20 protein-coding genes are annotated in these 21,644 nt (G+C 64.8%); 9 read left to right on the top strand and 11 right to left on the bottom strand.

Annotation, left to right across the window (positions count from 1 at the left end; translation table 11 throughout):
- Positions 1 to 85: 85 nt before the first annotated feature.
- Positions 86 to 2,974, bottom strand: a complete 2,889-nt coding sequence (locus G4G71_RS23580; RefSeq protein WP_054909345.1) for a ribonucleoside-diphosphate reductase subunit alpha — start codon at positions 2,972 to 2,974, stop codon at positions 86 to 88.
- A gap of 783 nt (positions 2,975 to 3,757) precedes the next feature.
- Between G4G71_RS23580 and G4G71_RS23575 the strand changes: the two genes are divergently transcribed.
- From G4G71_RS23575 to G4G71_RS23565, 3 genes are all read left to right on the top strand, one after another.
- Entirely contained in the window at positions 3,758 to 4,462 is a 705-nt protein-coding gene (locus G4G71_RS23575; protein ID WP_169940602.1) for a response regulator, read from the top strand.
- A 3-nt stretch (positions 4,463 to 4,465) separates the two neighbouring features.
- The gene (locus G4G71_RS23570) at positions 4,466 to 5,020 is read left to right on the top strand and encodes a GNAT family N-acetyltransferase (RefSeq protein WP_169940600.1); all 555 of its coding nucleotides are present in this window, start codon (positions 4,466 to 4,468) and stop codon (positions 5,018 to 5,020) included.
- Between the two features lie 226 nt (positions 5,021 to 5,246).
- Positions 5,247 to 6,872: an ATP-binding protein gene (locus G4G71_RS23565; RefSeq protein WP_205896249.1), complete on the top strand. Its 1,626-nt coding sequence runs from the start codon at positions 5,247 to 5,249 to the stop codon at positions 6,870 to 6,872.
- A gap of 217 nt (positions 6,873 to 7,089) precedes the next feature.
- On the opposite strand, the gene G4G71_RS23560 is transcribed toward G4G71_RS23565, so the two are convergent.
- Positions 7,090 to 7,518, bottom strand: coding sequence for a TOBE domain-containing protein (locus G4G71_RS23560; protein WP_169940598.1), 429 nt, complete (start codon positions 7,516 to 7,518; stop codon positions 7,090 to 7,092).
- Positions 7,519 to 7,645: 127 nt separating this feature from the next.
- On the opposite strand from G4G71_RS23560, the gene modA reads away from it, so the two are divergent.
- Genes modA through modC form a run of 3 tightly spaced genes read left to right on the top strand, consistent with a single transcriptional unit; the run spans position 7,646 to position 10,212 of the window.
- Entirely contained in the window at positions 7,646 to 8,401 is a 756-nt protein-coding gene (gene modA / locus G4G71_RS23555; protein WP_064979703.1) for a molybdate ABC transporter substrate-binding protein, read from the top strand.
- 19 nt (positions 8,402 to 8,420) lie between these two features.
- On the top strand, positions 8,421 to 9,101 hold the full coding sequence (gene modB / locus G4G71_RS23550; RefSeq protein WP_037017928.1) for a molybdate ABC transporter permease subunit: 681 nt from the start codon (positions 8,421 to 8,423) through the stop codon (positions 9,099 to 9,101).
- Positions 9,102 to 9,108: 7 nt separating this feature from the next.
- Positions 9,109 to 10,212, top strand: coding sequence for a molybdenum ABC transporter ATP-binding protein (modC, locus tag G4G71_RS23545; protein ID WP_169940596.1), 1,104 nt, complete (start codon positions 9,109 to 9,111; stop codon positions 10,210 to 10,212).
- 154 nt (positions 10,213 to 10,366) lie between these two features.
- On the opposite strand, the gene G4G71_RS23540 is transcribed toward modC, so the two are convergent.
- The 3 genes from G4G71_RS23540 to G4G71_RS23530 form a co-directional block, all read right to left on the bottom strand.
- Positions 10,367 to 11,740 carry an OprD family porin gene (locus G4G71_RS23540; RefSeq protein WP_169940594.1) on the bottom strand — a complete coding sequence of 458 codons (1,374 nt, stop codon included), beginning with the start codon at positions 11,738 to 11,740 and terminating at the stop codon, positions 10,367 to 10,369.
- 220 nt (positions 11,741 to 11,960) lie between these two features.
- Entirely contained in the window at positions 11,961 to 12,683 is a 723-nt protein-coding gene (locus G4G71_RS23535; RefSeq protein WP_169940593.1) for a 4'-phosphopantetheinyl transferase family protein, read from the bottom strand.
- A gap of 239 nt (positions 12,684 to 12,922) precedes the next feature.
- Positions 12,923 to 13,723 carry a dienelactone hydrolase family protein gene (locus G4G71_RS23530; RefSeq protein WP_169940591.1) on the bottom strand — a complete coding sequence of 267 codons (801 nt, stop codon included), beginning with the start codon at positions 13,721 to 13,723 and terminating at the stop codon, positions 12,923 to 12,925.
- A gap of 182 nt (positions 13,724 to 13,905) precedes the next feature.
- Between G4G71_RS23530 and G4G71_RS23525 the strand changes: the two genes are divergently transcribed.
- Positions 13,906 to 14,577 (top strand): polysaccharide lyase family 7 protein, encoded by a 672-nt coding sequence (locus G4G71_RS23525; RefSeq protein WP_024763127.1) that lies wholly within the window; start codon positions 13,906 to 13,908, stop codon positions 14,575 to 14,577.
- Positions 14,574 to 15,782, top strand: coding sequence for a lytic murein transglycosylase (locus G4G71_RS23520; protein WP_169940589.1), 1,209 nt, complete (start codon positions 14,574 to 14,576; stop codon positions 15,780 to 15,782). Before G4G71_RS23525 ends, G4G71_RS23520 begins: the two co-directional genes overlap by 4 nt.
- Positions 15,783 to 16,221: 439 nt before the next feature.
- On the opposite strand, the gene G4G71_RS23515 is transcribed toward G4G71_RS23520, so the two are convergent.
- The 6 genes from G4G71_RS23515 to napE are packed head-to-tail and all read right to left on the bottom strand — an operon-like array spanning position 16,222 to position 20,831.
- Positions 16,222 to 16,821, bottom strand: coding sequence for a cytochrome c3 family protein (locus G4G71_RS23515; protein WP_169940587.1), 600 nt, complete (start codon positions 16,819 to 16,821; stop codon positions 16,222 to 16,224).
- Positions 16,822 to 16,830: 9 nt separating this feature from the next.
- On the bottom strand, positions 16,831 to 17,349 hold the full coding sequence (locus G4G71_RS23510; protein ID WP_169940585.1) for a nitrate reductase cytochrome c-type subunit: 519 nt from the start codon (positions 17,347 to 17,349) through the stop codon (positions 16,831 to 16,833).
- Positions 17,350 to 17,359: 10 nt separating this feature from the next.
- Positions 17,360 to 19,864 carry a nitrate reductase catalytic subunit NapA gene (napA, locus tag G4G71_RS23505; RefSeq protein WP_169940583.1) on the bottom strand — a complete coding sequence of 835 codons (2,505 nt, stop codon included), beginning with the start codon at positions 19,862 to 19,864 and terminating at the stop codon, positions 17,360 to 17,362.
- Positions 19,861 to 20,163 carry a chaperone NapD gene (locus tag G4G71_RS23500; protein ID WP_169942765.1) on the bottom strand — a complete coding sequence of 101 codons (303 nt, stop codon included), beginning with the start codon at positions 20,161 to 20,163 and terminating at the stop codon, positions 19,861 to 19,863. The genes napA and G4G71_RS23500 overlap by 4 nt, the downstream gene beginning before the upstream one ends.
- Before the next feature lie 7 nt (positions 20,164 to 20,170).
- Positions 20,171 to 20,653, bottom strand: a complete 483-nt coding sequence (gene napF, locus G4G71_RS23495) for a ferredoxin-type protein NapF (RefSeq protein ID WP_169940581.1) — start codon at positions 20,651 to 20,653, stop codon at positions 20,171 to 20,173.
- Between the two features lie 10 nt (positions 20,654 to 20,663).
- Positions 20,664 to 20,831 carry a periplasmic nitrate reductase, NapE protein gene (napE, locus tag G4G71_RS23490; protein ID WP_169940580.1) on the bottom strand — a complete coding sequence of 56 codons (168 nt, stop codon included), beginning with the start codon at positions 20,829 to 20,831 and terminating at the stop codon, positions 20,664 to 20,666.
- Between the two features lie 198 nt (positions 20,832 to 21,029).
- Here napE and G4G71_RS23485 point away from each other — a divergent pair, with 198 nt between their 5' ends.
- On the top strand, positions 21,030 to 21,641 hold the full coding sequence (locus tag G4G71_RS23485; RefSeq protein WP_169940578.1) for an outer membrane beta-barrel protein: 612 nt from the start codon (positions 21,030 to 21,032) through the stop codon (positions 21,639 to 21,641).
- Positions 21,642 to 21,644 lie beyond the last annotated feature (3 nt).

Below are 21,644 nucleotides of genomic sequence, written 5' to 3'. Positions count from 1 at the left end.
GAGCCCCTGAGCGTACGACTGTACGTGATGGGGGCCGACCTGCCGGGCAACGACGCGCGGACCGTTCCGAGGACCGCTTACTCCATTACTGGCAGGCTTCGCAGTCGGGGTTGTCGATGGAGCAGGCTTGCGGTACCGGAGCCGGTTGCGGCTCGGCGGCTGCGGCTTGCAGGCCATCGTTGCCACCGGCGGACACGGCGTTGAGCTTGCCGGTGTTGATGGTGGACTTCTCGGTGCTGGTGGCGGCCAGGGCACGGAGGTAGTAGGTGGTTTTCAGGCCACGGAACCACGCCATGCGGTAGGTCACGTCCAGTTTCTTGCCCGAGGCGCCGGCGATGTAGAGGTTCAGGGACTGGGCCTGATCGATCCACTTCTGGCGGCGGCTGGCGGCGTCGACGATCCACTTGGTCTCGACTTCGAAGGCGGTGGCGTACAGGTCTTTCAGGTCTTGCGGGATGCGCTCGATCTGCTGCACGGAGCCGTCGTAGTACTTCAGGTCGTTGACCATGACCGGGTCCCACAGGCCGCGCGCTTTCAGGTCGCGAACCAGGTAGGGGTTGATCACGGTGAACTCGCCGGAGAGGTTCGATTTCACGTACAGGTTCTGGTAGGTCGGCTCGATGGACTGCGATACACCGGTGATGTTGGCGATGGTCGCGGTCGGCGCGATGGCCATGATGTTCGAGTTACGAATGCCTTTCTGTACGCGGGCACGGACCGGAGCCCAGTCGAGGGATTCGGTCAGGTCGACGTCGATGTACTTCTGGCCACGGGCTTCGATGAGGATCTGCTGGGAGTCCAGCGGCAGGATGCCCTTGGACCACAGGGAGCCGTCGAAGGTCTCGTAGGCGCCACGCTCGTCGGCCAGGTCACAGGAAGCCTGGATGGCGAAGTAGCTCACCGCTTCCATGGACTTGTCGGCGAACTCGATGGCAGCGTCGGAACCGTAGGCGATGTGTTGCAGGTACAGCGCGTCCTGGAAGCCCATGATGCCCAGGCCAACCGGGCGGTGCTTGAGGTTCGAGTTGCGAGCCTGCGGGACCGAGTAGTAGTTGATGTCGATAACGTTATCGAGCATGCGCACGGCGGTCTTCACGGTCTTCTCGAGCTTGGCGGTGTCCAGCTTGCCGTCGACGATGTGGTTGACCAGGTTGATCGAGCCCAGGTTGCAGACCGCGATCTCGTCCTTGTTGGTGTTCAGGGTGATCTCGGTGCACAGGTTCGAGCTGTGGACCACGCCCACGTGCTGCTGCGGGCTGCGCAGGTTGCACGGGTCCTTGAAGGTCAGCCACGGGTGGCCGGTCTCGAAGAGCATGGAGAGCATCTTGCGCCACAGGTCCTTGGCCTGGACGACCTTGAACACCTTGATCTTGTTGTACTCGGTCAGGGCTTCGTAATACTCGTAGCGCTCTTCGAAGGCCTTGCCGGTCAGATCGTGCAGGTCCGGTACTTCGGACGGGGAGAACAGGGTCCACTTGCCGTCGTCGAAGACGCGCTTCATGAACAGGTCCGGAATCCAGTTCGCGGTGTTCATGTCGTGGGTACGGCGACGGTCGTCACCGGTGTTCTTGCGCAGCTCGAGGAATTCCTCGATGTCCAGGTGCCAGGTTTCCAGGTAGGCACAGACGGCGCCCTTGCGCTTGCCGCCCTGGTTCACAGCGACGGCGGTGTCGTTCACCACTTTCAGGAAGGGGACGACGCCCTGGGATTTGCCGTTGGTGCCCTTGATGTAGGAGCCCAGCGCGCGCACCGGAGTCCAGTCGTTGCCCAGGCCACCGGCGAATTTCGACAGCATGGCGTTGTCGTGGATCGCGTTGTAGATGCCCGACAGGTCGTCCGGCACGGTGGTCAGGTAGCAGGAGGACAGCTGCGGACGCAGGGTGCCGGCGTTGAACAGGGTCGGGGTCGACGACATGTAGTCGAACGAGGAGAGCAGGTTGTAGAACTCGATGGCGCGAGCTTCACGGTCCTTCTCTTCGATGGCCAGGCCCATGGCCACGCGCATGAAGAAGACCTGCGGCAGTTCGAAACGGATGCCGTCCTTGTGGATGAAGTAGCGGTCGTACAGGGTCTGCAGGCCGAGGTAGGTGAACTGCTGGTCGCGCTCGTGGTTGATCGCGGCGCCCAGTTTGGCCAGGTCGTAGCCTTTGAGCTTGCTGTCGATCAGCTCGAACTCGGAGCCTTTCTCGACGTAGGCGGCCAGGGCCTTGGCGTAGAGGTCGGCCATCTCGTGGTGAGTGGCGCTCTCGGCGACGCCCAGGAAGCCCAGGGCTTCGGCGCGCAGGGTGTCCATCAGCAGGCGGGCGGTGACGTAGGAGTAGTTCGGCTCGCGCTCGACCAGGGTACGGGCGGTCATCACCAGGGCGGTGTTGACGTCCTTCTCGGCGACGCCGTCGTACAGGTTCTTCAGGGTTTCGCGTTCGATCAGGCTGCCATCGACTTCGGCCAGGCCTTCGCAGGCTTCGCGGATGATGGTCTGCAGGCGGCCCATGTCCAGCGGCTGGGTGCTGCCGTCGGCCTTGGTGATGCGGATGCTCGGGTGCGGCTGGGCGATGTCGCTGGCGTTACCGGCGGTCTTGCGCTCGTTGGCGCGGGCTTCGCGGTAGATCACGTAGTCGCGGGCAACCTTCTGCTCGCCGGCACGCATCAGGGACAGTTCAACCTGGTCCTGGATCTCTTCGATGTGGATGGTGCCACCGGAGGGCATGCGGCGCTTGAAGGTCGCGGTGACCTGTTCGGTCAGGCGGCGCACGGTCTCATGGATGCGCGACGAGGCGGCGGCGGTGCCGCCTTCCACGGCGAGGAACGCCTTGGTGATGGCTACGGTGATCTTGTCATCGGTGTAGGGAACTACGGTGCCGTTGCGCTTGATCACGCGCAGCTGGCCGGGCGCAGTGGCGGCCAGATCCTGTGCGGATTCGGCGGCCTGCGGCGCGTTGGCCTGCGGGTTCTCGCGAGTGGTGTCGATTTGCATGGGTGGTTGTCTCCACGTTCTCGTAATTTGGTGTGTTGCTGACGCTGGAAGCGCCGTCCCGAAATAAAGAGCAAAAAGAGCAGTCGCCCGCGGTTGCAGCCGCGAGCTGGAATTCGTCTGGAACAGGGGGAATGACCCGAAGCGCCTCCCTGGCCCAACTCGGGTGCCGGCTTTACGGGCCGGGACCACAATACCTAGTGGTGTTGAACGTTACGTTGCAACACCCGTACCGCATTTCCATCGACATGAATCGCTCCTTGCGGGCTGGGCCGCCTGGCACCTCAGTACGTCTGGAATACGTTGTGGTGGAACCGGAGGAGCCGTGGAACAGGCTCGGGATTTCGACTTTCTTCTTGTGTCCGGTTCGTGGTGGTAACCCCAAGATGTAGGGGTATACCGCAACGGGGATACAAGATAATGCGCTATGGGGGTGTTTGCAAGGCGGGGCGACGGGGAAAAGCTGTGGATAAAATGTGCATGGAATGTGGGTGAAGCGGGGTAACTCGCGCTATCCCTGATGCTGTCTGCCTTTCACCGTTCGTCGTGGTTGGTGAGAGATTTTTCACACGCATCGGAGGGGCTGTGCGGGAAGGAACACTACCACAATATGTAGTGTTTCTCACCGCGCAGCCCTTGACCTTTTCGCGCAATGCCTGCTTACGCCGGTGGCGTGCCGCGGGGCTGGCAATCTGGCTACAATGCCGGCCGCTTTTGCGGGCTCTCTATAGTTACTCTCTGTTAGTAAGAGTGCCCGCGCTCGCTCATGGCGCATCAGGAGGCAAGGTGGAACAAGAAGCGCGCATTCTCATCGTCGAGGACGACCAGCGACTGGCCGAGTTGACCCAGGACTACCTGGAGAGCAACGGCCTGGCGGTGTCCATCGAGTCCCACGGCGGCAAGGCAGTGGAGCGGGTGCTGGCCGAGCGGCCGGACCTGGTGGTGCTCGACCTGATGCTGCCGGGTGAGGATGGGCTGTCCATCTGCAAGCGCCTGCGCCCGGACTATGACGGCCCGATCCTGATGCTCACCGCGCGCACCGACGACATGGATCAGGTGCAGGGCCTGGAGATGGGCGCCGACGATTACGTGTGCAAGCCGGTGCGCCCGCGCGTGCTGCTGGCGCGCATTCGCGCCCTGCTGCGGCGCAGCGAGCCGGCCGAGACCGTACCGGCCGTTGCCGGCAAGCGCCTGACCTTCGGCAAGCTGGTGATCGACAATGCCATGCGCGAGGCCTGGCTGGACGAGCAGACCATCGAGCTGACCAGCGCCGAGTTCGACCTGCTCTGGCTGCTGGCGGCCAACGCCGGGCGCATCCTCTCCCGCGAGGAAATCTTCAACTCCCTGCGCGGCATCGAGTACGACGGCCAGGACCGCTCCATCGACGTGCGCATCTCGCGCATCCGCCCGAAGATCGGCGACGACCCGATGCACCCGCGCCTGATCAAGACGGTGCGCAGCAAGGGCTACCTGTTCGTCGGGGAGCTCTGAGCCGTGAGCGCCGTGCCACCGTTCCCCGAGCTGCACGGCGAGCGCTTCCGCCTGCGCGCCTTCACCGATGCCGACCAGCCGACGGTATTCCGCGCGCTGTCGCACCCCGAGGTGATCCGTTACTACGGCGTCTCCTACGCGACGCTGGAGGCCACCCGCGAGCAGATGGAGTGGTTCGAGCGCCTGCATAAGGAAGGCAGCGGTATCTGGTGGGCAATCTGCTGGCCGGAGGCGCCGGAGGACATCCTCGGCGGCTGCGGCTTCAACAATTGGCAGCAGGAGCACCGTCGTCTTGAACTGGGCTACTGGCTGTTGCCCGAACATTGGGGGCAGGGCGTGATGAGCGAATGCCTGCCGCTGATCTGCCGCCACGCCTTCCGCGACATGCACGTGCATCGCATCGAAGCCGAGGTGGAGTCCGAGAACCTCGCCAGCGGCCGCTTGCTGCTGCGCCAGGGCTTCACGCTGGAAGGTCGGCGGCGTGAGTGCGAGGTGAAGGACGGGGCGTTCCTCAGCCTCGACTACTACGGGTTGCTTAATGCTGGGGAGGCCGGGTGAATCTCGCGCTCGTGCTGGCCCTCACCCCAGCCCTCTCCCAAGGGGAGAGGGGGCCGTCCGTGCCGGCAACCGATTCGGCGTTGTCCTCTCATGATCGAGGCCTGCCGGGTCATCCAAGTAGAACGCCAATCTTCGCGCGCACGCCGAACCGTCCCCTCTCCCCCTGGGAGAGGGCTAGGGTGAGGGCGCTCCTCACCTGCGCCATGCCCGCCGGGATTAACCACCCATGAAATCCATCTTCCTGCGCATCTACGGTGGCATGCTGCTGACCCTGGTGGCGGTCGCCGCGCTGGCCGTGCTGACCCTGCACCTGGTCAACGACGTGCGCGGCGAGCGCTACCGCGAAGACCTGGCGCGCGGCACCTTCCGCCTGATGGCGGACGAGCTGCTGCCCATGAGCGAGGTGGACCGCAAGCGCGCACTGAGCCAGTGGAGCCGCCTGCTGGGCATTCCGCTGAAGCTCACCAGCCTGGACGCGCTGGGCATGGAAGGGCGCAGCCGCGCGCGGCTGATGAACGACCAGGTGCTGGTGCAGGCTGGCGCGCCCCATGAAGTGAAGGTGATGACCCAGGTGAGCGCGGCTGAAGGGCTGATCCTCACCGGCGAGGTGGAGCAGGTCAGCGAGCAGTTGGCGCGTGCGACCATCTACCTGCTGATGGACGAACTCAAGCGCTACCCGGCCAGCGAGCAGCCTTATCACCTGGCGCGCATCGTCCGCGACAAGCGCTTCGGCTTCGAGGTGCACCTGCTGCGCCTGAAGGAGGTCGACCTCGACGACGACCAGAGTCGCCGGGTGGAAGAGGGCGATACGGTGATGGCGCTGGGCAAGGGCGGTGATTCGATCCGCGTGCTCTCGGGCATCCTCGACACGCCCTGGGTGCTGGAGCTGGGGCCGATCTACCAGATGAACCCGTACCCGCCGCAGTTGCTGACGATCATCGTGGTCGTCGCGCTGACGCTCATCGGTCTGACCTTGTACCTGTTGATCAGCGGGCTGGAGCAGCGCCTGCGCGGCCTCGAATCCGCCGCCACGCGCATCGCCCGCGGCAGCCTGGATACCCGCGTGGAAGTGCGCGGGGCGGACTCGGTGGGGCGCCTCGCCGGGGCCTTCAACCACATGGCCGAGCAGTTGCACCTGTTGCTGACGGTGCAGCGCGAGCTGGTGCGCGCGGTGTCCCACGAGCTGCGCACACCGGTGGCGCGGCTGCGCTTCGGGCTGGAGATGATCGAGTCCGCCGAGACTGAGACGGCGCGGCGCAAGTACATGGAAGGCATGGATGGCGACATCCAGGACCTCGACCAGTTGGTGGACGAGATGCTCACCTATGCGCGGCTGGAGCAAGGTTCGCCGGCCCTGGCCTATCAGCGCATCGAACTGGGCGCGCTGGTGGAGCAGGTGGTGTCGGAGATCGCGCCGCTGCGCCGGGAAATCACCGTCACCTGCGAGCCGGGTGCGTTGGTGCCGTTCGACCAGGGCAGCTGGATCGAGGCCGAGCCGCGCTACCTGCATCGCGCCCTGCAGAACCTGATGACCAATGCGCTGCGCTACGCCGAAGGGCGGGTGCGGGTGAGTTACCGGGTGAGCGTGGATCGCTGCCAGGTCGACGTGGAAGACGACGGCCCTGGCGTTCCCGAAGCGCAGTGGCACCGTTTGTTCCAGCCGTTCTTCCGCGCCGACGACAGTCGCGCGCGGGTCACCGGCGGGCATGGGTTGGGGCTTTCCATCGTACGGCGGATCATCCACTGGCACGGCGGTCGCGCGCAGATCGCCAAAAGCGAAGTGCTCGGCGGGGCATGCTTCACACTGCTGTGGCCTCGCCGCCAGGCACCGAAGGTCGAAGACAGTATTTGACCTTGAAGTCAAAAAATGCAGAATGCTGCGGTGCCATCACCCGCTGATGGCGCCCGCCGCGTCACTCTGCATCCTATCCCTACGGTAAATAGCCCTTTGAGATCAGTCTCTCTTAGGGGGTATTGCAGAGTCACCGGTATCGTTATGTAATTTTTGCTATAACGAGCGCTTGCAGGCACGGCAGGCGGACCTGTCGACGACAGGCCCGTGCAGGGTTTCAGGCAGGAACACCGAGGATTACATGGGACGCTTTGATCACTGCAGTCGCCTTCACGCCAGCCGCCAGGCCGAGCTCGCTGACCGCATCGCGGGTGACCACGGCGACCACTTCGGTGCCGCCCGGCAGGCCCAGCACCACCTCGGCATTCACGGCGCCGTCGGTGACGGTTTTCACGGTGCCGCTCAGGCAGTTGCGGGCGGACAGGCGGATGTCCTCGGCCTCGGTCATCAGCATCACCCAAGGAGCCTTGACCAGCGCGATGACGTCCTTGCCCTGGGCCAGGCCCAGGCTCTTGACGCTTTCCTCGGTGACGATCGCCACCAGTTCGCTGCCGCCGGGCAGGGCGACCACGACTTCCGCGTTCACCGCACCGTTGCGCAGTTGCTTGACGCTGCCCTTGAAGACGTTGCGTGCACTGACCTTCATGAACTGATTCTCCTCGAGCGTTTTGCATGGCCGGCCACTGGCCGGACGTAACACGGGGCTGAACCGAGTTTATAGACGAGTCCTGACGATTCCACGCTTGAAAACAACAACCCACTGGAGCATCACGATGAAACACCGCTTCGCAAGCCTGTCCCTGCTGGTCGCTTCCTGCTTCACCCTGCACTCGGCGCTGGCCGATGAAGTGCAGGTCGCCGTGGCCGCCAACTTCACCGCGCCGATCCAGGCGATCGCCAAGGACTTCGAGAAGGACACCGGCCACAAGCTGGTCGCCGCCTACGGCGCCACCGGCCAGTTCTACACCCAGATCAAGAACGGCGCGCCGTTCGAAGTCTTCCTCGCCGCCGACGACAGCACGCCGAAGAAACTCGAAGCCGAGAAGGAAATCGTCCCCGGTTCGCGCTTCACTTATGCCATCGGCACCCTGGCGCTGTGGTCGGCAAAAGACGGCTACGTCGATGCCAAGGGCGAGGTGCTGAAGAAGAACGAGTACAAGCACCTGTCCATTGCCAACCCGAAAGCCGCGCCTTACGGCCTGGCCGCTACCCAGGTGATCGACAAGCTCGGCCTGAAGGACAAGGTCGCCGGCAAGATCGTCGAAGGCCAGAACATCACCCAGGCCTTCCAGTTCGTCTCCACCGGCAACGCGGAGCTGGGCTTCGTGGCGTTGTCGCAGATCTACAAGGATGGCAAGGTGACCAGCGGTTCCGCCTGGATCGTCCCGGCCGACCTGCACGACCCGATCCGCCAGGACGCCGTGATCCTCAACAAGGGCAAGGACAGCGCCGCCGCCAAGGCCCTGGTCGAGTACCTCAAGGGCCCGAAAGCCGCTGCGGTGATCAAGTCCTACGGCTACGAACTCTGATTCTCTGAAGGAATAGGCAATGCCCCTCACGCAGGAGGATTTCCTGGCCATCCGGCTCACCATCGAGCTGGCCGCCCTGAGCACCCTGATCCTCCTGCTGATCGGCACGCCGATCGCCTGGTGGCTGTCGCGCACCCGCTCTTGGCTGAAAGGCCCGCTGGGAGCGGTGGTGGCGCTGCCGCTGGTGCTGCCGCCGACGGTGATCGGCTTCTACCTGCTGATCACCATGGGCCCCAACGGCTTCATCGGTCAGGCGACCGAGAGCCTGGGCCTGGGGCGGCTGCCGTTCACCTTCGCCGGGCTCGTGGTGGGCTCGGTGTTCTATTCGCTGCCCTTCGTGGTGCAGCCGTTGCAGAACGCCTTCGAGGCGATCGGCGACAAACCGCTGGAGGCCGCCGCCACACTGCGTGCGAGCCCCCTGGATACCTTCTTCTCGGTGGTCCTGCCGCTGGCGCGGCCGGGCTTCATCACCGCCAGCATCCTCGGCTTCGCCCACACGGTGGGCGAGTTCGGCGTGGTGCTGATGATCGGCGGCAACATTCCGGGCAAGACCCGCGTGGTGTCGGTACAGATTTTCGATCACGTCGAGGCCATGGAGTACGCCCAGGCGCACTGGCTGGCCGGCGGCATGGTGATCTTCTCCTTCTTCGTCCTGCTGGCGCTCTACGCGAGCCGCCGCGGCCGGTCGGCCTGGGCCTGAGGTGGGCATGCAGCAGGATATTCCCGTGCGCGCCATCGAAGCCCGGTTCCAGATCGCCTATTCGGGCTTCAGCCTGGACGTCGACCTGCAGTTGCCGGGCAAGGGCGTGACTGCACTGTTCGGCCATTCCGGTTCCGGCAAGACTACCTGCCTGCGCTGCGTGGCGGGCCTGGAGCGCGCGCCGCTCGGCCGGCTGGTGGTGAATGGCGAGATCTGGCAGGACAGCGCAAGCGGCGTGTTCCTGCCGCCGCACAAGCGCGCGCTGGGTTACGTGTTCCAGGATGCCAACCTGTTCGAGCATCTGTCGGTGAAGCGCAACCTCACCTACGGGATGAAGCGCGTGCCGCGCGACCAGCATCGCGTGGAGCTGAAACAGGCCACCGAGCTGCTGGGCATCAGCCATCTGCTGGAGCGCATGCCGGGACACTTGTCCGGTGGCGAACGTCAGCGCGTCGGCATGGCGCGCGCGCTGCTTACCAGCCCGCGCCTGCTGCTGATGGATGAGCCATTGGCGGCGCTGGACCTCAAGCGCAAGGCGGAAATCCTGCCGTACCTGGAACGCCTGCACGACGAACTGGATATCCCGATCCTCTACGTCAGCCACTCGCCGGATGAAGTGGCGCGGCTGGCCGATCACCTGGTGTTGCTGGACCAGGGCAAGGCGATTGCCAGCGGCCCGGTGATGGAAACCCTGGCGCGTACTGATCTGCCGATTTCCCATCTGGAAGATGCCGGGGTGGTGATCGATGGCCACGTGGTTTCCCACGATGCCGATTACGGCTTGCTCTCGGTTTCCCTGCCGCGGTGCGAGCAGCGCATTCGGCTGGCCCATTCACCGATGGAAAAGGGCCGGGCGTTGCGCATCAAGGTACAGGCGCGGGACGTCAGCCTGAGCCTGGAGCCGGCGGCTCACAGCAGCATCCTCAACGTGTTGCCGGCGACCGTGGTCGAGATCGTGCCGACGGACAATCCGGCGCATCGGCTGGTGAAGCTGGACGTGGCCGGCACGCCGCTGCTGGCGCGGATCACCCGCTATTCCCAAGATCAACTCGGCCTGCATGCCGGGCAGGCGGTTTGGGCACAGATCAAGTCGGTGGCCCTGCTGGCCTGACCTGCATGCGGTACTGCTCTTCGTAGGAGCGAGCTTGCTCGCGAACAGCCGCGGCAGAGGAAGGCTCTGGTGCGACGAAGGTTCGCGAGCAAGCTCGCTCCTACAGAAAGAAAAAGGGCGGCCACTGGCCGCCCTTCTTGTTTCATTCCGCGCCTTACAGCAGCGGGATGGTGTAGCTGACGATCAGGCGGTTCTCGTCCTGGTCACGCTGGCTGGGCACGCCCGGGGTGGAGGCTGCCGGCAGGCCACTGCGCATGGCGGCGTTTTTCCAGGCCAGGCCCAGGCCCTTGAAGGTGCCTTCCGGGACCACGTAGCCCAGGGCGATATCGCGTTCCCACTCGCCCTTGTCGCCTTGCTTGGTGTCGATGTTGTCGGCGTTCAGGTAGAGCACGCTGAAGGTCAGGCCCGGTACGCCGAGGTCGGCGAAGTCGTAGGCATAGCGACCGATCCAGGTGCGCTCGCCGGCGCGGTTGAACTTCAGCAGCTGGGCGTCGGAGATCAGGTAGGTGCTGGTGCCTTCGCCATCGCCGCGGTTCAGGTAGGGGAAGTCGCTGTCGCCGGTCAGCACCTGGTAGCCGGCGCCGATGCTGTGGCCGCCCAGGGCGTAGGTGAACATGCCGCTGTAGACGTTGTTGTCCACTTCGCCCTTGAGGCTGTTGCCGCCGTAGTAGCCGCTGCTGACATAACCGTCGGCACGGCCGGAGGCGCTGCCGTTCTTGCCATCGGAGTCGCTGATGAACACGCGGATGTCCGATTTCAGGGTGCCCGGGCCGATGCCCCAGTTGTGGACGAGGCCGAGGTAGTTCTGCTTGTAGAAGTTGTCCAGCTCGCCGTAGTAGTAAGACAGCGTCAGGTTCTTGGTCGCCTTGTAGTCGCCACCGGCGAAGTAGAACTTGTTGCTGTCGCGGGAGCTGGCAGAGCTGCCGTTGGCGCCGGCGATGGACATGCTGCGCCAGTCGGTGGAGTTGCGGCCCTTGGTGTGGGTCAGCTGGCCGCCGGTCAGGGTCAGGTTGTCGATGTCGGTGGAGGTGACCTGGCCACCTTCGTAGGTCATCGGCAGCAGGCGGGCGTCGTTGTAGACCACCACCGGCAGCTTGGGCTGCAGGGTGCCGTAGCGGAATTCGGTCTTGGAGATCTTCGCCTTGGCGGTCATGCCCAGACTGCTGAATTCGTCGACGGCGCTGCCATCGCTTTCCAGCGGGAAGATGGTGCCGGGCTGGCGATCGATGCCGGCCTTGCCGGCCTTGCCGCCACCGTCCAGGCGCACGCCGAGCAGGCCGAGGGCGTCGACGCCGAAGCCGACGGTGCCCTGGGTGAAGCCCGAGGAATAGTTGAGCATGAAGCCCTGGCCCCATTCTTCCTGCTTGCTGGGCGAGGCCGTGCCGTTGCGGTTGTCGGTGTTGATGTAGAAGTTGCGCAGGGTCAGGCTGGCCTTGCTGTCTTCGATGAAGCCGCCGGCGTGTGCCGATTGCGCGATGAGGCCGAGCGAGCTGGCCGCAATGGCGAGCGCCAGGGTGTTTCTGGTCATTACGTTTGCTCCGATGGTCATTTCTTTTTGTGGGGACCCCAAGAACCAGACGTTGCCGTTTGGCTGTATACGATTCTATATACCGCTTGACCTGCTGACGATTCCTCTGAAGGCAAAATCTGAGGAGAAAATGAGGTACGGGAACGCCTGGGCGGCGTGCATGACGCCAAATTCTGACTTTTAAGTCAAGACTTTCAGGTGTGTCTGTCAGTCGCAGCGATCACACGCTGCCCTCGATCGAAGGAATGGCCACCAGGCTCAGCAGGCGCCCATCGAACAGGCTGAACTGGCCATCGATCTCCTTGCCGTGGTGCCATTCCGCCGAGAGGTCGGTGAGCAGCCGCAGGCGTGCGTGGCCGCCGGCGGACCAGCTCAGCAGCTCGGCGTGCTCGAAGTAGAAACGCTTGCGCACCAGCGGGAAGAGCGCCTTGAACAGGCTTTCCTTGAGGGAAAAGGTGAGGGTGACCTGCAGTGCCGCCTGCTGCGGGTCGAGGCGCGCCAGTTCGTCGGGCGTCAGGATTTCCGCGGCCAGTCGCTCCGCTCGCGTGGTTTCCAGGCGGTTTTCCACGTCCAGTCCGAGCCCGCGCCAGTGGCTGTCACGGGCGACTATTGCCGCGGCCCAACCATCGCCGTGGGTGATCGAGCCACAGAAGCCTGCCGGCCAGACCGGCGCTCGCTCTTCATCCGTACCGGGTACCCAGGCCTCGCTGCCTGCGGCCAGCAACGCTTCACGGGCGCAGAGGCGGCCGGCCAGGTACTCGGCCTGACGCTTGGCCACGGAACGCTGGATATTGGCCGGCGCCTCGACGCGGCTGAGGGCGAAGTCACCGCTTTGCAGGCGCTGGCGGTCGAAGCGGGTGCTGCGCAACTGGCAGCCGGCCAGGGGGGTGGGCAGCGGCCAGTCGGCGTCGAGTGGGGTGCAGAAGTCGGGAAGGGCGGTCATGGGAACATTCTGCCGCGCCAGAACGTGGCCCACCAGTCACGCGGCACTTACATTCGTTTGCAAACCTTCACCAAAGGCGTACGGATTCATCCGACAAGCTTTGACACACTGCGCCCCGCGTTCCCAAGGGGACGCAGGTGAGGTTGTTGTTGGAGTGCCGCCACGGTGGGCTCTGACCTTAGACACTTGATTGAGTGCGGGAGCCCGAATGGGCTCCCGTTTTTTATTGCCCGGCGTTTTTACGCGCCCTCGGGCTTCACGTCGAAGATTTCCTTGAAGAAGGCCTGCAGGTCCGCCCAGGACTTCTGGTCGGCAGTCTTGTCGTAGCCCACGTCCAGGCCATGGCCCTTGTGCTTGTCGGCGTCCGGGCTGGTGAAGCTGTGCTTGGCGCCGGGCTGGACCACCAGCTTGTAATCGGCCTTGGCGTTGTCCATCTCGGTCTTGAACGCGGCCACGCTCTCGGCGGGCACCAGCGTATCGGCACCGCCATGCTCGACCAGTATCTTCGCCTTGATCGCCCCCGGCTGTGCTGGCGCCTGGGTCGCCAGCACGCCGTGGAAGCTGGCCACGCCGGCCAGTGGCAGGCCGGCGCGAGCCATGTCCAGCACCACCTTGCCGCCGAAGCAATAGCCGATTGCGGCGATCTTGCTCGGGTCGGTCTGAGGCTGCTTCTTCAGCAGTTCCAGCCCGGCCTGGAAGCGTGCCTTGGCCGCGTCGGCGTTCTTCAGCGCCTCGGCCATGAAGGCCTTGGCATCATTGGGGTGGTCGGTGTGCTTGCCGTTGCCGTACATGTCGATGGCCAGCGCGCTGTAGCCCAATTCGGCGAGCTGCCGGGCGCGGCTTTTCGCGTAGTCGTTCAGGCCCCAGAACTCATGGACGACGATGACGCCGGGGCGGATGCCGGATTTGGCATCGTCGTAGGCGAAGTAGCCGATCATCTTCGTGCCGTCAGTGGATTCGTAGGGAATTTCCTGGGTCTTGATCGCGGCGGAAGCGCTGGCCGCGAAGGCGAACAGCAGCAGGGCGGTGAGCAGGCGCATGGCGAGACTCCTGAGCGGGGAACATTGAAGATAGCCGCTGACGCGGAAAACGCCCGTGTGCTATGCGCGCAGCCGCTCAAGGGCGCGGTTGCAGGCCGGAAGATAGAAGCCTGGACAAGTGAAAAACCCGACAGCCTCGTCTACCCTTGCGCCCATGTCCTGACCCGCGAAGCGATAGGCCGATGTTGGACCTGAGCACCTGGAATCTGACCATTCCCCAACGCGGCCCGGCCGCGACCATTTCCACGGCGAAACTCGGCCGTGATTACGAGAGCCCGTATTTTCGCCGCAGCGCCGATGGCGTGGAGTTCTGGGTGCCGGTGAACGGCGCCCATACCAGCGGCAGCGAATATCCCCGTACCGAACTGCGCGAGACCAGGCCGGATGGCCGCCTGGTGACTTGGCGCTACCCGTTGGCGGAGAACCAGATGGTCGCCACCCTGCGCGTGGAGGCCGTGCCTTCCAGCCGGCGCATGGTGATCGGGCAGATCCACAGCAATGGCAGCGGCAGCGCCGAGGCCCTGCCGCTGGTCAAGCTGGTCTACCAGCAGCGCCTGGACAAGGCGCGGGTACAGGCGCTGGTTCGCGATCGGCCGGATGACATCACCACGCGCACCTATACCGTCTATGACGGCATTCCCCTGGGCGATACCTTTACCTACCGGCTGGGCGTGTCCAGCAGCGGGGTGCTGAGCGTGCAGGTCCAGGATGGCCAGGTCAGTCAGCAACTGGATACGAAATGGGCCTATCAGGGTCTGTACTTCAAGGCAGGCCTTTACCTGCAGGACAATCGCGGGCCCGCCAGCGAGGGCGGGCGCGCCACCTTCACCGATCTGAGCATTCGACACCAATGAAGACTTCCTCCATCGCGCGTCGCGCCTCCCTGGCCTTGTCCCTGCTGCTGCCGGCGGCACTGGCGCAGGCCGCGCCGGGCGACGATTTCGGCTCCTGCCTGAACCGCCTGCAGGGCGCTGCCCAGGCCAAGGGCGTCAGTGCCGCCAGTTTTGCGCAGTTCACCCAGGGCCTGCAGCCGGACATGACCGTGCTGCCATTGCTCGATGCACAACCAGAGTTCACCACGCCGATCTGGGATTACCTGGCCGGGCTGGTGGACGACCAGCGTGTCGCCGACGGCAAGGCGCGCATGGCCGAGCACGCCGACCTGCTGCGCAAGGTCGCCGCACGCTACCAGGTCGACCCGGCCACGGTGGTGGCCGTGTGGGGCGTGGAGAGCGACTACGGCCGCATCACCGGCAAGCGGCCGCTGCTGGTCTCGCTGTCGACGCTGTCCTGCTATGGGCGGCGCCAGGCGTTCTTCCAGGGCGAGTTCATTGCCACGCTCAAGCTGCTGCAACAGGGCGATATCCGCGACAGCGGCATCACCGGTTCCTGGGCTGGCGCCTTTGGCCAGACGCAGTTCATGCCGTCAACCTACGCGCGCATCGCCGAGGACTTCGACGGCGACGGACACCGCGACCTGGTGGGCAGCACCGCCGACGCCCTGGCGTCCACCGCCAACTACTTGCGCAAGGCCGGTTGGCGCGAGGGCCAGCCCTGGGGCTACGAGGTGAAGTTGCCTGCGGGGTTCGATGCCTCCCTGGCCGGGCGCACCAAGCGCCGGGCGCTGTCCGACTGGACCAGCCGTGGCGTGAAGCGCATCGACGGCCAGCCGATCCCCAGCGTCGACTCCAAGGCGGCGATCCTGCTGCCGGCCGGTGCCAACGGGCCGGCTTTCCTGGTGCTGCGCAACTATGACGCGATCTATTCCTACAATGCGGCGGAAAGCTATGCGCTGGCCATCGCCCTGCTGTCTGATCGACTGCGCGGTGAGCAGGGCCTGCGCACGCCCTGGCCGACCGACGATCCTGGGCTGAGCCGGGCGCAGCGCAAGGAGCTGCAGGAGCTGCTGATCCAGCGCGGCTACGACATCGGCCAGGCGGACGGCATGATCGGCGACGTGACGCGCAAGGCGATCCAGCAGGAGCAGAACAAGCTGGGCCTGACGCCGGCAGATGGGCGTGCGGGGCAGAAGATTCTGAAGGCGCTGAAGGGCGGTTGATTGATCCCTTCTGAGTCAAGTGAAGCCCCGGTATTGGCCGGGGCTTTTCTTTTGTTCCGGAGGCAGGTTCGCGAGCAAGCTCGCTCCTACGAAGAGCCCGAGTGCGATTCCGGGACCCGGCTGTAGGAGCGAGCTTGCTCGCGAACCGGTGGGCCTGGCGCCGCCTGAAGGTCAATCGCGGACGGAGTCCGCTCCTACGCGGGTATCAGGTTTCGTAGAAGCAGCTGTCTTTTTCAGGCCAGCCCGTGCCAGCGCATTCCCCTCACCCCAACCCTCTCCCCAGGGGAGAGGGAGCCGTCTGTGCCGGCTGAAGCTATGGTTCTATCCTGCTCCGAACGGTCCCCTCTCCCTCTGGGAGAGGGCTAGGGTGAGGGCCGACCTGGGCACAGAACTATCTCGTAGCAGCGGAATCCGTCCGCGATTGGTTTTCAGGCAACACTCAATCCCAACCCTTCACCCCCGTCATGTCCGGCAGGTGGTGGGCGATGCCCTTGTGGCAATCGATGCAGGTGGCCTCGCCCGAGGCCAGGGCGGTGGAGTGCATCTGTCGGGCGCGCTGGCTCTGGCGGGTGAAGTCCATGAACTGGAAGTTGTGGCAGTTGCGGCATTCCAGTGAGTCGTTGGCCTTCAGGCGTGCCCATTCGTGTTCGGCCAGTTCGCGGCGGTGATCGAGGAATTTCTCCCGCGTGTTGATGGTGCCGAATATCTTGCCCCAGACCTCCTTGGAGGCCTGCATCTTGCGGGCGATCTTGTCGGTCCACTTGTGCGGCACGTGGCAGTCCGGGCAGGTAGCGCGCACACCGGAACGGTTGCTGTAGTGGATGGTGTCCTTGAGTTCGGCGAAGACGTTGTCGCGCATCTCGTGGCAGGAGGTGCAGAACTGCTCGGAGTTGGTGGCCTCCAGCGCGGTGTTGAAGCCGCCCCAGAAGATGATTCCGGCGATGAACCCGGCCAGTGTCAGGAAGCCCAGGCTGTAATGCACGCTGGGCCGGCGCAGGACGACCCAGTAACCCTTGAGCCAGGCGAATAGTGCTTTCATGGCGCCTCCTCAGGGGTTGCCGGTGGATGTGCCGTCGTCGTTGCTGGCGGACTTCCCGGCGGCCGCGTCGCGCTGGAGGATCTTGTCGATGTCCTCGAAGGTGTTGCCCACCAGCGGTTGCACATCCTTCTGCGGCACGTGGCACTGCACGCAGAAGTATCTCCGGGGTGCCACGGCCGCCAGCGCCTGGCCGTCGCGATCCATGTAGTGGGTGATGCTGATCATCGGCGCCTGCACCCGCGCGCTGTTGGCGCGGCTGTGGCACGACAGGCACTTGTTGGAGTTGGTGTCGATGCGGTAGCCGGCGATGGTGTGTGGGATGGTCGGCGGCTGTTCGGGGTAGGCGCGTTCGCGGCGGATGTCCTTGTTCTCGTCAGCGGCGAGCGGTGGCGCCGGGCGGTCTTCGGCGATGGTGCCGCCGGGGCGGCGGCCATCCGGGGCCGGGGCGTCCAGCGGGTAGTTGACGTCGGCAGCCAGCGCCGGAAGGGCGAAGAGCAGCAGGAGCAGGGCGGGCAGTATCGGTTTCATCGCGCGTTCCTCAGGCCAGGCTGACCAGTTCGATGCGCACCGCGCACTTCTTGTAGTCGGTCTGCTTGGAGATCGGGTCGGTGGCGTCCAGCGTGACCTTGTTGATCAGCTTGTTGGCATCGAAGAAAGGCACGAACACCAGTCCCTGCGGCGGCTTGTTGCGCCCGCGGGTCTCTATGCGCGCGCGAATCTCGCCACGCCGGCTGATCACCTTCACCTCGCTGCCCCGGCGCATCTTCAGCTCGCGCGCATCGTCGGGGTGCATGTACACCACGGCGTCGGGCACCGCCTTGTAGAGCTCCGGCACGCGCTGGGTCATCGAGCCGGTGTGCCAGTGTTCGAGCACGCGGCCGGTGGAGAGCCAGAAGGGATATTCCTTGTCCGGGGCCTCGGCCGGCGGCTCGTAGGGCAGGGCGAAGATGATCGCCTTCTTGTCCGGGTAGCCGTAGAACTGCACGCCGCTGCCAGCGGTGACGTAGGGGTCGTAGCCCTCGCGGTAGCGCCAGCGGGTCTCCTTGCCGTTGACCACCGGCCAGCGCAGGCCGCGCGCCTCGTGATAGGCGTCGAAGGGTGCGAGGTCGTGGCCGTGCCCACGGCCGAAGCTGGCGTACTCCTCGAACAGCCCCTTCTGGATGTAGAAGCCGAAGGCCTTGGCCTCGTCATTCTCGAAGCCCTTGGTGATCTCGTCGTTCTCGTACGCGTCCACCTGGCCGTTCTTGTACAGCACCTCGTAGAGCGTCTTGCCCTTGAGTTGCGGCGCCTTCGCCAGCAGTTCGGCGGGCCAGACTTCGTCGGTGGTGAAGCGCTTGGAGAACTCGACCAACTGCCAGAGATCGGATTTCGCCTCGCCCGGCGCCTTCACCAACTGGTGCCAGAACTGCGTGCGGCGCTCGGCATTGCCGAAAGCGCCTTCCTTCTCCACCCACATGGCGCTGGGCAGGATCAGGTCCGCTGCCTGTGCCGAGACGGTCGGGTAGACGTCGGAGACGATCACGAAGTTTTCCGGGTTGCGCCAGCCCGGCAGCACTTCCTGCATGATGTTCGGCCCGGCGTGCATGTTGTTGCAGACCTGGGTCCAGTAGACGTTGAGCACGCCGTCCTTGAGCATCCGGCTCTGCTGCACGGCGTGGAAGCCGATTTTTTCCTGGATGGTGCCGGCGGGCACTTTCCAGATCTTCTCGGCGGTTTCACGGTGCTTCGGATTGGTCACCACCAGGTCCGCCGGCAAGCGGTGAGAGAAGGTGCCGACCTCGCGCGCGGTGCCGCAGGCCGAGGGTTGGCCGGTGAGCGAGAAGGGGCTGTTGCCCGGCTCGCTGATCTTCCCGGTGAGCAGGTGGATGTTGTAGATCAGGTTGTTCGCCCAGACCCCGCGGGTGTGCTGGTTGAAGCCCATGGTCCAGAACGACACCACCTTGCGTTTCGGGTCGGCATACAGCTCGGCGAGGGCCTTCAGGCGTTCGGCCGGCACGCCGGTTTCCTTGGCGGTGCGCTCCAGCGTGTAGGGTTTGACGAAGGCAGCGAATTCGTCGAAGCCGATGTCGGTCCAGGTGTTGGCCTTGTCTGCGTTCTTCGCCTTCTTCTCCAGCGGGTTGTCCGGGCGCAGGCCGTAGCCGATGTCCTCGGCGCCGTGGGCGAAGCGGGTGTGCTTGTCGACGAAATCGCGGTTGACCGCACCGCTTTCGATGATGTGGTTGGCGATGTAGTTGAGGATGTACAGGTCGGTCTGCGGCTTGAACACCATGGGAATATCGGCCAGGTCGAAGCTGCGGTGCTCGAAGGTCGACAGCACGGCCACCTTGACCTGCCCTGCGCTCAGGCGGCGGTCGGTGACCCGCGACCAGAGCACCGGGTGCATCTCGGCCATGTTCGAGCCCCAGAGCACGAAGGTATCGGTGGCCTCGATGTCGTCGTAGCAGCCCATCGGCTCGTCCATGCCGAAGCTGCGCATGAAGCCCATCACCGCCGAGGCCATGCAGTGCCGCGCGTTGGGGTCGATGTTGTTGCTGCGCAGGCCGGCCTTGAACAGCTTGTTGGCGGCGTAGCCTTCCCAGACTGTCCATTGCCCGGAGCCGAACATGCCCACCGAGGTGGGGCCCTTGGCCTTGAGTGCGGCCTTGAACTTCTCGGCCATGATGTCGAAGGCGGCGTCCCAGCTGATCGGCTGGAATTCGCCCTGCTTGTCGAACTTGCCGTCCTTCATGCGCAGCAACGGCCGCGTCAGGCGATCGCTGCCGTACATGATCTTGGACAGGAAGTAGCCCTTCACGCAGTTGATCCCGCGGTTGACCTCGGCCTTGATGTCGCCGTGGGTGGCGACCACCTTGTTGTCGCGGGTGGCGACCATCACGCTGCAGCCGGTGCCGCAGAAGCGGCACGGCGCCTTGTTCCAGTCCAGGCGGGTCATGTCCGCCTCGGTGACCAGGTTGCTGGCGGAGCTCAGGATCGGCAGGCCGGCGGCGGCCGCGGCAATGGCGGCGGCATTGGCCTTGGCGAACTGGCGGCGGGTCAGGTTCATCTTGCACCTCCGGCCTGGGCCAGTTCGGGTTGGGGCTCGATCTGCGGGGCTTCCGGCGACTCGACGACCTCGTGGTAGATCAGCACCGCGTTGAGAACGCCGGGCAGGTTCTGGATGGCATTGAGGTTGTCGAGGATGCTCGCCTCATGCTCGGCTTCGAGCAGCACGACCAGCTTTCCCTGGGCGCTTTGCTGATGGACTTCCAGGTTCGGCAGGCGCAGCAGGTTGGCCTTCACCGCCTCGAGCAGCTCGGGGCGCGTGTGCACGATCAGGCTGGCGATCTGGATGCTCTCGGGCATCTGGGTCTCAGGCATGGTGGGCCTCACGGTTCAGGTGGATGGCGTTGCCGGGGCAGGGCGAGACGCAGGCGCCGCAGCCTGTGCACAGGGTCGGGTCGAGGGTGGGCAGGGATGGCCCGCCGAGTTGCGGGCGGAAGCGGATGGCGCGCGGTTCGCAGGCGTCGTCGCAGCTGCGGCAGTGGATGCCGGCGCGGGCCAGGCAGTGGTCGTCGATCTGCGCGCGCCAGGGAAACGCCTCGCGGCTCAGGTCGAACACCTCGGCTTCGCAGGTGCGCGCGCAGGCGCCGCACAGGCTGCAGCCGGCGTTGGTGAAGTCCAGCTGCGGATAGCCGCCGTCGCCGATGCGCAACACTTGCTCGGGGCAAGCGTCGATGCAGGCATTGCAGCGTGTGCAGCCTTCGAGAAATTCGCTGGCGGTGGCAGTCCATGGCGGGCGACGTACTTCAGGCGCACCGCCCAGGCGCCGCAGCAAGGCGCGTCGGGCGAGCATCATGGCGCCCCTAGGACGGCGGGCCGGGGGGCCCCACCACCAGTTGGTACATCCACACGATAAAGCCATAGCCACCGACGATGGCTACGGAGAGCAGAGGGAACAGGCAGATCACGAGGAACAGGAACAGCCGGGTTTCCTTGCCTTTGTCCGTGCCGGGTCCGGTCTCTTCAGTCATTTGGTCAGCCTCCCGCCAACGACTGGGAATGAGCCTAGTCCCTGCGCTGTGTGTGGGCAAAAGCCTACGAGCGTTATTCTTTTTTCATACAGCGCATTCGTTCAGCGATGGTTCAGCGCCCTGACAGGTTTCGTTCAGAGCCCTCCTCGTAACCTTCTCCCCGTCAACACACTACTGACCTCTGACGGGAGAATCCCCATGAAAACTCTGAAGAAAATCGCCCTCGCCAGCGCCATCCTCGGTGCCAGTGTCGCCGCTACAGCCGCCAGCGCCGCCGACACCTTCGTCGGCATGACCTGGGGCGAAACCAGCAACAACATCCAGAAATCCGATGCGCTGAACCGCAACCTCGGCAACCCGAAGTTCGACAGCGTGATCAACAACAGCGGCACCTGGGGCGTGCGCGCCGGCCAGCAGATGGAGCAGGGCCGCTACTACGTCACCTATGAAAACGTCTCCGACACCGAGAACGGCCTGAAGCTGCGTCAGCAGAACCTGCTCGGCAGCTACGACGCCTTCCTGCCGCTGGGCGACCAGGGCACCAAGCTGTTCGGCGGCGGCACCGCCGGCCTGGTCAAGCTGGAGCAGGACTCCAAGGGCTACAGCCGCGACAGCGACGTGGGTTACGCCATCGGTGCGCAAGCCGGTATTCTCCAGGAGGTCGGCAAGAACGCATCGCTCGAAGGTGGCTACCGTTACCTGCGTACCAACGCGAGTACCGAGATGAGCCCGCACGGCGGCGGCAAGGTGGGATCCCTTGACCTGCACAGCAGCTCCCAGTTCTACCTGGGCGCCAACTACAAGTTCTGACCG

It is taken from the genome of Pseudomonas multiresinivorans, assembly GCF_012971725.1.
GTDB lineage: Bacteria > Pseudomonadota > Gammaproteobacteria > Pseudomonadales > Pseudomonadaceae > Pseudomonas > Pseudomonas multiresinivorans.
This window is presented reverse-complemented; position numbering and strand designations above follow the sequence as displayed.